Below are 1,031 nucleotides of genomic sequence, written 5' to 3'. Positions count from 1 at the left end.
GGACGGGGTGGGAACCCACGACCGACGTCTCGGACGAAGTGCTCGAACACCGCGCGTCGTCGGTCCCCGAGACCGAGTTCCCGGAACCGGGTAACCGGGCGGTCGGCGGCGGCGGTGGCGGCGGCGCCATCCCGGCGGGCGGCGCCGAGGGCGGGGAGGGCGAGCTCGAAGAGGGCGGCACCGTCAGCTCCGGCCCCGGTGACATCCCCGAAGACGAGGTGGAGTACTACGAGGTCGAGTTCGTCAAGCAGGGCGAGACGGTCGAGCTCTCCAACGACGAGCCCATCCTCGAACAGGGCGAAGACGAGGGGTGGGACCTCCCGTACGCCTGCCGACAGGGCCAGTGCGTCTCCTGTGCCGGGCAGATCGCGGACGGCCCCTCCGAGGACTTCGTCGAGCACGACAACCAGCAGATGCTCGAAGAGGCCGAGATCGACGACGGCTACACGCTCACCTGCGTCGCGTACCCGCGCGACTCCTTCAGCATCGAGACCGGCGAGGCGCCGTAGGCCCGTTTCCTGGTCTCGACTCTCCCACCCGTTCTCGATTCCGCGCTCGTTCCCAGTCCTTCTCGCTCGCGACACCCTTTTTCGCGTCTCGGTCCAACAAGCCGTATGTCCGTCACCACGGCCCTCGTCGGGGGCGGCGGAGGCGTCGTCGTCGCGCTGATCGCCGCGGCCGTCTACCGCGACGCCGCGCGCGTCGGCGTCGACCTCGGCTCGCCGGCGGCGTGGGCCGCGCTCGTCGTGCTCACCGGCGGTGCGAGCCTCGTCACGCTACTCGCGGTTCCCGACGCGCCCCTACCCGGAGTCCTCGTGTTGACCGCGCTCGGGCCGCTGCTGTACGTGCTCGAACGCGACGACTCGCTGAACGGCGACGACCCGGCCGACCCCACGCGGCTCCCCAGCCAGTCTGGCGACGCGGCCGACTCGGGCGACGACGGGGAGCGATAGCGCGCTCGGCTGCCGCCGTTCCGTCTCATCGACGATGATACAGTTCCTTTCGACGCGCCCGACGGCTCCTAAACCGCA

Annotated in this window: 2 protein-coding genes; both read left to right on the top strand. The window is 70.7% G+C overall.

Translation table 11 applies throughout. From position 1 onward, the window contains the following. Positions 1 to 509 (top strand): 2Fe-2S iron-sulfur cluster-binding protein (locus tag Z052_RS08645; RefSeq protein WP_099288964.1); only part of this gene is annotated, 509 nt, incomplete at its 5' end. Between the two features lie 105 nt (positions 510 to 614). Next, complete coding sequence (locus tag Z052_RS08640) at positions 615 to 953, top strand: hypothetical protein (protein WP_049932867.1); 339 nt, start codon at positions 615 to 617, stop codon at positions 951 to 953. Positions 954 to 1,031: the final 78 nt, after the last annotated feature.

Source organism: Halorubrum sp. C191, assembly GCF_002727095.1.
In the GTDB taxonomy this organism is placed as follows: domain Archaea; phylum Halobacteriota; class Halobacteria; order Halobacteriales; family Haloferacaceae; genus Halorubrum; species Halorubrum ezzemoulense.
This window is presented reverse-complemented; position numbering and strand designations above follow the sequence as displayed.

What these genes read in the sequence shown, in the direction of transcription:
- Z052_RS08640 (WP_049932867.1), top strand. Translation starts at nt 615, where the DNA reads ATGTCCGTCACCACGGCCCTCGTCGGGGGCGGCGGAGGCGTCGTCGTC.